The organism is Peribacillus sp. (assembly GCF_059453735.1).
The window spans coordinates 1-9,967 of the sequence record NZ_JAZVJO010000457.1; the positions used below are offsets into that span (position 1 = coordinate 1).

Consider the following 9,967-nt stretch of genomic DNA (forward strand, 5'->3'; position numbering starts at 1 on the left):
CCTTTTTATTAATTTGACCTAGTCTATTAGATTAAATATAAATATCGTAAAGGAGATACATATAGTTGAATTCAAAATACCTAGACTTACTTGTCCAAAAATATGATTGTGAAGAAAAAGTAGCAACAGAAATTATTAATCTGGAATCGATCCTTAACCTACCAAAGGGTACTGAGCATTTTGTTAGTGATTTACATGGGGAGTTTCAGGCATTTCAACATGTGTTGAGAAATGGCTCCGGAAATGTAAAAGAAAAAATTAAAGACTTGTTTCAAGATGTCCTTTTAGAAAAAGAAATCAATGAATTTGCGACTTTAGTTTATTATCCTGAAGAAAAAATAAAGTTAATTAAGAATCAATTTGATAAGAAACAAGAATTAAACCAATGGTATACCGTTACCATTGAGCGAATGATCAGGCTTATTTCTCATGCCTCTTCAAAATATACACGGTCAAAATTGCGTAAAGCGCTGCCGGGTCAATTTGTGTTTATTATTGAAGAGCTGCTATACAAAACGAATCAAGTAAATAAGGAGAAATATTACAAAGAAATTGTCGAGCAAATTATCTCCTTAGGTCAAGCTGATAAACTATTAACGGGGCTCGCGTATACCACTCAAAGATTAGTTGTCGATCATCTACATGTAGTTGGCGATATTTATGATCGAGGACCTGAACCTGATAAGATTATGGATACACTGATTAATTATCATTCGGTTGATATTCAGTGGGGAAACCATGATGTGCTTTGGCTGGGTGCTTATTCTGGGTCAATGGTTTGTTTAGCTAATATTATTCGTATCTGTGCAAGATATGACAATCTGGATATTATCGAAGATGTATATGGAATCAACCTGAGACCTTTGTTAACGCTTGCCGAGAAGTACTATGAAGACAATCCAGCTTTTCGAACTAAGGTGGACTCAGAACAGAAACGATCGAAACATGAAAAATTACAGATAACAAAAATTCATCAAGCAATCGCAATCATCCAGTTTAAACTCGAAATGCCTATTATAAAGAGGCGTCCTTATTTTAATATGTCAGAAAGACTTTTGCTTGAGAAAATTGATTATGATAAGAAAGAAATAACGATTTATGGGAGCACTTACACGCTTGAAAATACTTGCTTTGCTACCGTGAATCCAGAGCAGCCTGAACAGCTGATGGAGGAAGAAAAGCAAGTTATGGAAAAATTATTGTTCTCGGTACAACATTCAGAAAAGCTGGCCAGACATATGAATTTCCTTATGAAAAAAGGGAGCCTCTATCTAAAATATAATGGAAACCTTTTAATACATGGTTGTATTCCTTTAGACGAAGAAGGTAATATGGAGAAAATGTCCATTGACAGCAACACGTATTCAGGACGAGAATTACTTGATGTTTTTGAACGTTATTTACGACATTCTTTTGCCCATCCTGAAGAGACTGATGATTTAGCGACAGATATGGTCTGGTATTTATGGTCAGGAGAATATTCATCCCTTTTTGGTAAAAGAGAAATGACAACTTTTGAGAGATACTTTATTAAGGACAAAGTAACTCATAAAGAGAGAAAGAATCCATACTATCATTTACGTGAAAAGGAAGAAATTTGCCGCAAAATTTTAGCTGAATTTGATTTGGATCCTGATACAGGTCATATTATAAATGGCCATACACCAGTGAAAGAAATTGATGGAGAAAATCCCATTAAGGCAAACGGCAAAATGATGGTGATTGATGGAGGTTTCTCAAAGGCCTATCAGTCAACCACAGGCATAGCAGGATATACATTATTGTATAATTCCTTCGGTATGCAGCTGGTAGCCCATAAGCACTTTAATTCAAAAGAAGATGTTTTATTGAACTGGACAGATGTTTTATCCATAAAAAGAGTTGTAGATAAAGAATTAAAAAGAAAAAAGGTTAGAGAAACCAATATTGGAGAGAAAATAATACAGGAAATATCTATTTTAAATAGTTTAAGAGAATACCGCTATATGGATTGACGTAAGGAATTAGAAACAGGAACATTGTTCCTGTTTCTTTATTTTAGCAAGAACGTCGACATGTTAAATGTACAGTCGAAGGTAGTGGATTAAACGAAGCTGCTTTTTTTTGTAGATAAGCTCATTTATATTTTGCACATAGCATAAGAAAAACTGTTGGTATCGACGACTTCTTCAAACATCACATTCTCGGAATCTGTAAGAGGATTAAATATAAAAATGTCGAATATAAAATAAATATGAGGAAGTTGAAGTATTGGAGGAGATATTTTGAAAACATATGAAATTGAAAATACTAGTCCGACAGTGGAAGAATTCAAATATTTGTGTGAGTCTGTTGGATGGAGTGACTTTATAAATTTTGAAGTGGTGGAAACATCACTAAAGAATTCTATATACTGTGTCACAGTCAGAGAAAATGAACAAATAGTGGGGATGGGGAGAATTGTTGGGGATGGAGCTATCTATTTCTATATACAAGATATCGTGGTTCATCCAACTTATCAGAATAATGGTATTGGAAAGGAAATAATGAAAAGGTTGGTTGATTTTTTACATACCAATGCGCCTGATCAAGCGTTTATCGGTTTATTTGCATCACAAGGAAATGAGTCTTTTTATGAGAAATTTGACTTTGAAGATTACTCACCCAATATGACAGGAATGTTTACGGTAATTTCAAAAAAAATTAAATGATTTACCAGATGAGCTTTGGAAAAAGGACCTATTCATAGGGGGAAACAGAGTTTCGCTAGTGAAATATTTTACAGGATTGGTCGAACATGATTTTCATCATATTCGAAAGATACAAAGTGTATTCGACTTTAACGGTAATCTTATCTATAGCATTGTTACCATAGCCTTTTCCAGATCTTCAGTAACAAAATGAATAGGTGTTTCTTGATTTTCAAGTACTAACGAGATAAGGTTTAACTTTCTTTGAATCTGAATTTGTCAGATGAATACCCCTTTAAAACGAAGTTGTTTTGTCATTTATATGTAAATGATGGCAAATGCTTTCTTCAAGCAATGAACAAGGGTTTACTATCACATTACTTAAAGAGACGATTCAGGATACTGAATCGTCTCTTTCGTATAAAATCACTGTTTTGTTTGCGCTTTTCTTGGTTTGCTTTTTTTACTATTTTTGGTATTTCGATATTGTGAAGGAGACATATTTGTTACTCGTTTAAAAGACTGTGCAAAAAATGATTGAGAAGAAAATCCAGTAATGGCTGAGATATTAGACACTGGGTAGTTGGTAGTTTCCAATAATATCTTACTTTCTCGAATACGCATTTGGATGAGGTATTCAATCGGTGAAACACCAAATGCCTTCTTGAATGAATGGGAAAGGTAATATTTATTGATATGTCCAACTTCAGCTAAAGTATCTAAATTGATTTCTTCACGAAAATGCTGCTTAATATAATTTTTGATATAGGCCATGTCTTTACTGATTTTTTCAGAAGAAGTTTTCTCTAGGGAAAAGTTTTTTGTCCTCATCATTTTGAGTAGTACAATCTCTAAAATATTTTCAATAATTAACTCGTAATCTTCCTTTTGGTTTAGTACTTCTTTCATCAAATGTTGTAAAAAGAGTGTGATGTCGTGTTCCTGTTTATAATTGAAAAATGAGACTTGTGATCCCGGGTCATCAGCTGCTGAAAAGGCAAGTCCTTGGATACCAAGAACAATATATTCGAGGGGGTCATCCGGGCTGGACTTCTCTGTGTGCTCAATATTCGGGTTGATAACGATTAAATCATATTCTTTGATGGATACTTCTTTATTGGAATAGATAAAGGCACCTTTTCCCTTGGTAATATACAAGAGTTCCGTAAAGTGATGCGTATGGTTGATGCTATACCAGTCTTTTCCGTATTTTGATTTGGTTACATAGAGAAGTTTTACTGGCAGATGGCCTCGTTTTGATGCTGGAATCTCATAGATCTCATTAGACAAATGAAGCCCTCCTTTATCAAGTAAGCTCTTTTCTTTAAGTATAATTTTTTTAGTGAATTATTACAACGAAAGCAAGATATATAAAAAATAGGACAAGATGTATATTGTGGAAACGTTTTCTGATTACTATAATTTAGCTAGAAAGAGAAAAGAGGGGGACCAATAAGATGAAAAAGAAATTTTTGTTATCTGGTATAGTAGCCTTATTATCTGTTAGTTTACTTGCTTGTCAAAGTAGTAAAGTTGATGATTCTAGCAGTGGAAAAGCCTCCGGTGGAAAGGAAACTCTTCATGTAGCTGCATTGGAATCAGCATATGGTAAAGAAATGTGGACCAATGTGATTGATGCTTATGAAGCAGCAAATCCGAAGATTGAAGTGGAATTGACGGTAGATAAGAATCTAGAAGAAGTGATAAGTCCGAATATGAAAGCAGGAAATTATCCGGATGTGGTTTTATTAGCAACTGGAAGAAAATTAGCACTAACAGAAACATTAATTAAAGACCAAGCTTTAGAGGATATTACCGATGTTCTAGAGATGAACGTTTTTAATGAGGAGGTAAAAGTTAAGGATAAGTTAGTTCCTGGTTTTACTGATACCTTGGCAACAAATCCTTATGAAGATGGTAAAACTTATATGGCGCCGGCGTTCTATAGTCCAACTGGGCTGTTTTATAATGAAGGGTTGTTAAAAGAAAAAGGGTGGGAAGTACCGAAGACCTGGAATGAGATGTGGGACTTAGGGGAGAAAGCGAAAGCAGAAGGAATTGCCTTATTTACGTACCCTACAACTGGTTACTTCGATGCCTTTTTCTATTCCTTACTATTCGAAGTAGGAGGACCCGATTTCTACAATAAAGCGATGAAATATGAAGATGGTATTTGGGAATCTGCAGAAGCAACGAAAGTATTTGATATTATCGGAAAATTAGCGAAATATACAGAACCTACAACGGTTGCCAATGCCAATGACAAGGACTTTACCAAAAATCAACAATTGATTCTCGATAATAAGGCACTTTTCATGCCAAATGGAACATGGGTTGTTGGCGAAATGGGTGAAGCACCAAAAGCAGAAGGTTTTGAATGGGGAATGACTGCTTTACCAGCAATTGAAGATGGTGGAGACCGTTACGCCTTTACGTTCTTCGAACAAATATGGATTCCAGCAGCAGCTAAAAATAAACAAGCGGCTAAGGAGTTCATGACATATATGTATTCGGATGAAGCAGCAGCTATTTTTGCAGAAGCCGGTGCGATTCAGCCAATTGAAGGAATCTCTGAAAAATTAACGGGTGACAATAAACTTTTCTATAGTATATATGATTCAGGAGCAATAGCTGGTATGGGCGGCTTTGCAGCAACGGATTCTGTAGAGGGTGTCAGTATGGCAGATACGTTATTTGGTTCTATTAATAGCATTGTAACGGGTGATAAAAATGTAGATGACTGGAAAAAGGCCGTCGAAAAAGTCAGTGATCAATTGCGATCTGCATTAAAATAAACTAGTTTTATCGTTTTAAGTAGGATAACGGTGGGATCCCCCACCGTTACATTCATTAGTTGAGGTGATTGTAATGAATAAAAAGAAAGAGAAAAGGATATTTATTTTTGTTTGTACAGCACCAGCAGTGATTTTATTAACCATCTTTATGATTGTACCTACAATTGAGGTATTTAGGATGTCTCTTTATAAGTGGGGAGGATTTTCTAATAATAAGGTGTATGTTGGGTTAGATAATTTCAAAATCTTATGGAATGATATGAATTTTATTCGAGCACTGCAAAACAGTATTGTTTTAATTGTAATTGTTACACTCATCACCATGGTTGCAGCGATTTTATTTGCGACTTTGTTAACGAGAGAAAATTTGAAGGGAAATAGTTTTTTTCGAGTTATTTTCTATATCCCTAATATTTTGTCCATTGTGGTTATTGCTGGAATTTTCTCAGCCATTTACGATCCAACTACTGGTTTGTTGAATAATCTTCTTGCGTTATTTAATCTAGAAAGTCTTCAGAAAATGTGGCTCGGCAATCAAAAGATAGCTATCTACAGCATAGGAGCAGCGTTGGTTTGGCAAGCGATTGGTTATTATATGGTGATGTACATGTCAAGTATAGCAAGTATTCCGGAAAGTTACTATGAGGCTTCTGCTTTGGAAGGAGCTGGACGATTCCAGCAATTTTTCAGCATTACGTTACCGTTGATTTGGAATAACATTCGAACCACGTTAACCTTCTTCATAATCAGTACGATTAATTTAAGCTTTCTGCTTGTCCAATCGATGACCGGCGGTGGTCCTGACGGATCGACAGAAGTTTTTTTAAGCTACATGTATAAGCAGGCATACACCAATTCTTCATACGGGTATGGTATGGCCATTGGAGTAGTGATTTTCCTATTTTCATTTGCGTTATCTGCGATTGTAAGCCGGATCACCAAACGAGAAGTGCTAGAGTTTTAAGGGGGTTTATGAACAATGAAAACAAAAAAAGGAATGAGTGCAGAAACAGCTTATCGGTTGTTTATCTATGTCGCACTAATTACATTAGCTATCTCGATAATTATCCCTGTAGCATGGGTTTTCTTAGCTTCAATAAAGCAAAACTCGGAATTTTACGGAAGTCCATGGGAGATGCCAAATGGGTTCTATTTTCAGAATTTTATAGATGCATTCCAAAAGGCAAACATGGGTACCTACATGTTAAACTCCGTCATGGTGACGGCTTTGGCCCTGATTATTTTATTGGTTGTTGCTCTTCCAGCTGCCTATGTATTGGCTAGATATACCTTTAGAGGAAGCAACTTCATGAATGGTTTGTTCAAAGCTGGATTATTTATCAATGTGAACTATATTGTCGTTCCGATCTTCTTAATGTTATTAAACGGGGATACCTTCTTAAGAGAGCAATTTGGGGATGGTTTCTTATTAGATAATTTATTTGTGTTAGCAGTGGCATATGCTGCAACAGCATTACCTTTCACAATATATTTGTTATCCAGCTATTTTCAATCACTTCCTTCGAGTTATGAAGAAGCAGCGTTGGTTGATGGAGCCGGATATTTCAAAACCATGATTTTGATAATGATTCCGATGGCGAGACCAAGTATTATAGCCGTTATATTATTTAATTTTCTTTCCTTTTGGAATGAATACATAATTGCTTTAACCTTAATTCCAGGTCCCAATAAAACATTAACTGTTGGACTCATGAACTTAATGGCAGCACAAAAATCTGCTGCTAATTATGGCCAGATGTATGCAGGAATGGTACTGGTCATGCTGCCAACCTTAATTTTATACATACTAGTACAAAAGAAATTAACACAAGGAATGACCCTTGGTGGATTAAAGGACTAAGAATCGCCTGATAAAATCCGATGGGAGGACGTATTCAATGAAGAGTAGTCTTGTAGTTATTTTAAAGCTTGTTGTTTTTATTAGTTGTCTCTCTTTAATTATTATTGGACAAAAAACAGTCGGTAAACTTGAATTAGGCATGATGTTATTGGGGGTAGCCGGACTCTTAGGGCTCCTTTACGATTACAATCGGAAATATGTATAAAAAGAATCAGAATCAATAGATTCTAGAATTGAGAGGCGTTTAGATGATTACTTATGATAAAAACAGTTGGAAGATTCGTAATGAAAAAATCTTCATCCTGTCAGCAGCCATTCACTATTTCCGTTTGCCTAAAGCTGAATGGAACGAAGTCTTAGACAAGGCAAAAGAAGGGGGATGCAATACCATTGAAACCTACATTCCATGGAATTTTCATGAAATGAATGAAGGTGAATGGGATTTCTCCGGCGATAAGGATGTAGCACACTTTTTTCAATTATGCGCTGACAAAGGATTGTACGTGATTGCGAGACCAGGCCCATACATTTGTGCGGAATGGGATTTTGGAGGACTACCTTGGTGGCTCTCAACGAAAGAGGGAATTCAATATCGTTCCGCAGATTCTTTATTTTTAAAATATGTTGATAAATATTTCGATCAGGTCATACCCATTATTAATGAATTTCAATTGACGAAAAAGGGAACCGTTATTATGGTCCAAATCGAAAATGAGTTCCAGGCATATGGAAAACCAGATAAAGTTTATATGGAATACTTGCGTGACGGTATGGCGGAAAGAGGTATTGAAGTACCTTTTGTTACCTGTTATGGAGCTGTTGATGGTGCTGTTGAGTTCCGTAATTTTTGGTCGGGTGCCAATCAAGCTGCGGATATATTAAACGAACGGTTTATTGATCAGCCAAAAGGGGTCATGGAATTTTGGATTGGTTGGTTTGAGCAGTGGGGAGGAAATAAAGCAGATCAAAAAACACCTGAGCAGCTTGAATTTGAGTGTTATCAGTTGCTGAGTAATGGATTCACTGCGATTAATTACTACATGTATTTTGGAGGGACTAATTTTGATCATTGGGGCGGGAGAACCGTTGGAGAACAGACTTTTTCTACGACCTCATACGATTATGATGCAGCCATTGATGAATACTTACAGCCGACAAGGAAGTATGAAATATTAAAACGATTTCATGCATTTGTAAACTGGCTAACCCCAGTTTTTACAAACACATATTTAACCGAAACGGAATTAAAGCTTCCTAGTATGCTAAAATCCCGAAGGGTTTTTAGTCCTCATGGTGAAGTAATATTTATTGAAAATAATCGTCATGAACGAGTTCAATCCCAGATTGTACTAGATGGCGTAATCGTTCCATTTACAATTGAAGCTAATGCCATATTACCAATTGTTCGTGATGTGAAAGTAGGGGAAAATTTCACAATAAAAACACTCACTGGGCAGACGACAGGCTTCGACACCAAAATGGCCAATGTTTATCACGAAAATGGGCAATGTTCTTCTATGGTTTTGCTTTTTCATAAAGAGGTGAATATTCACTGTCCAATGCCAAATCGTTTTGATATCGATGAAGATGGTCTCGTTACGTTTCATCTCTTTCATGGTAAGGTGCCGCAAACTGTTCAATTTTCCTTTTTAGATGGTACCAGCTATTCCATTGAAGTTTCTTCAAGAGAATATTTGGAAAAGGTGGCTCCTCTTTTGGAAAAGAGCCCAGCAAGCTATGTATTACATTGGGAATCCGCTGACGAAAAACTGTGTTTTTTAAACGGAAATGTTACGCTCACTGAAAAACCACTCGATTTCAGTCAGTTTGGTCAATTTAGTGGATATTTAGGTTATGAAAGTGAATTTCACTCAGAAGAAACGATTAATAAGACGGTGATTTTTACGAGAATTGAGGATCCGGTCATGGTCTTCTGCAATCAGAAATATATAGGTAAACTCAATAAAATTGGAGCGGCATCGATCGAGATTCCTCTTGAGAAAGGAAAAAACACGTTAACCTGCCTTGTCCAAAATATGGGGCGATTCAATTTTACTCAGGCGATTGGAGAACCAAAAGGGATGAGTGATTCTCCTGCTCTTAACGGACAATATATCCCTTTACTTAAAGGATGGCAGGTGGATGGGTGTGGTATTGAGCATACCTTATCACAAATACCAGAAATTGAAGGGCGGATTGGTTTTCTTAAATCCTTCTTCAATGATGGCTATAACCGGGCTATTCTAGTTGGCGAAGGAGTTTCACGGGTTCAAGTAAATGGAAAAACAGTAAACATGCTAATGGAAAGTCAATCGGCCTGGTCAAGAAACAGTGCTGTCCATGGAGTGGCTGATATCAGTCATAGCTTAAAACATGGAGAAAATATAATAGACTTAGATGTTCAGAATATCTCTAGTATCAGTCGTTTTGATCTTTATTTATATAAAGAAGAGAACCAAATTAAACAGTGGAAAACAAAGTCATTTGCCCAACTGCAAGAGGAAAAGCAGTGGACAGCGGCAAATTCACAAACGATTTCTCCACGGTGGTATAAAAGTCATTTTGACTGGAAACCAGAAAACGGTCTAATTGTTAAAATTCAATTTAATCAGATGAGTAAAGGGTGTTTTTGGGTTAATGGA

The 9,967-nt window shown here is 36.1% G+C and carries 8 protein-coding genes; 7 read left to right on the top strand and 1 reads right to left on the bottom strand.

Annotated features, from left to right (window positions below):
- The first annotated feature begins 65 nt into the window (after nt 1–65).
- Both AC52RT_RS15090 and AC52RT_RS15095 read left to right on the top strand, forming a co-directional pair.
- Nucleotides 66–1,994 carry a fructose-1,6-bisphosphatase gene (locus AC52RT_RS15090; protein ID WP_495541506.1) on the top strand — a complete coding sequence of 643 codons (1,929 nt, stop codon included), beginning with the start codon at nt 66–68 and terminating at the stop codon, nt 1,992–1,994.
- Nucleotides 1,995–2,264: 270 nt separating this feature from the next.
- On the top strand, nt 2,265–2,690 hold the full coding sequence (locus tag AC52RT_RS15095) for a GNAT family N-acetyltransferase (RefSeq protein WP_495541507.1): 426 nt from the start codon (nt 2,265–2,267) through the stop codon (nt 2,688–2,690).
- 405 nt (nt 2,691–3,095) lie between these two features.
- Here the strand turns inward: AC52RT_RS15095 and AC52RT_RS15100 are convergent, their stop codons facing one another.
- Complete coding sequence (locus tag AC52RT_RS15100) at nt 3,096–3,959, bottom strand: AraC family transcriptional regulator (protein ID WP_495541508.1); 864 nt, start codon at nt 3,957–3,959, stop codon at nt 3,096–3,098.
- Between the two features lie 167 nt (nt 3,960–4,126).
- Between AC52RT_RS15100 and AC52RT_RS15105 the strand changes: the two genes are divergently transcribed.
- The 5 genes from AC52RT_RS15105 to AC52RT_RS15125 all read left to right on the top strand — a co-directional run.
- Nucleotides 4,127–5,464: a carbohydrate ABC transporter substrate-binding protein gene (locus AC52RT_RS15105; RefSeq protein WP_495541509.1), complete on the top strand. Its 1,338-nt coding sequence runs from the start codon at nt 4,127–4,129 to the stop codon at nt 5,462–5,464.
- Between the two features lie 73 nt (nt 5,465–5,537).
- Nucleotides 5,538–6,428, top strand: a complete 891-nt coding sequence (locus tag AC52RT_RS15110; protein ID WP_495541510.1) for a carbohydrate ABC transporter permease — start codon at nt 5,538–5,540, stop codon at nt 6,426–6,428.
- A gap of 15 nt (nt 6,429–6,443) precedes the next feature.
- Nucleotides 6,444–7,325, top strand: coding sequence for a carbohydrate ABC transporter permease (locus AC52RT_RS15115; RefSeq protein WP_495541511.1), 882 nt, complete (start codon nt 6,444–6,446; stop codon nt 7,323–7,325).
- Between the two features lie 37 nt (nt 7,326–7,362).
- Nucleotides 7,363–7,530 carry a DUF6903 family protein gene (locus AC52RT_RS15120; protein WP_495541512.1) on the top strand — a complete coding sequence of 56 codons (168 nt, stop codon included), beginning with the start codon at nt 7,363–7,365 and terminating at the stop codon, nt 7,528–7,530.
- 43 nt (nt 7,531–7,573) lie between these two features.
- Nucleotides 7,574–9,967, top strand: a 2,394-nt coding sequence (locus AC52RT_RS15125; protein WP_495541513.1) for a beta-galactosidase, incomplete at its 3' end; no start/stop codon positions are given.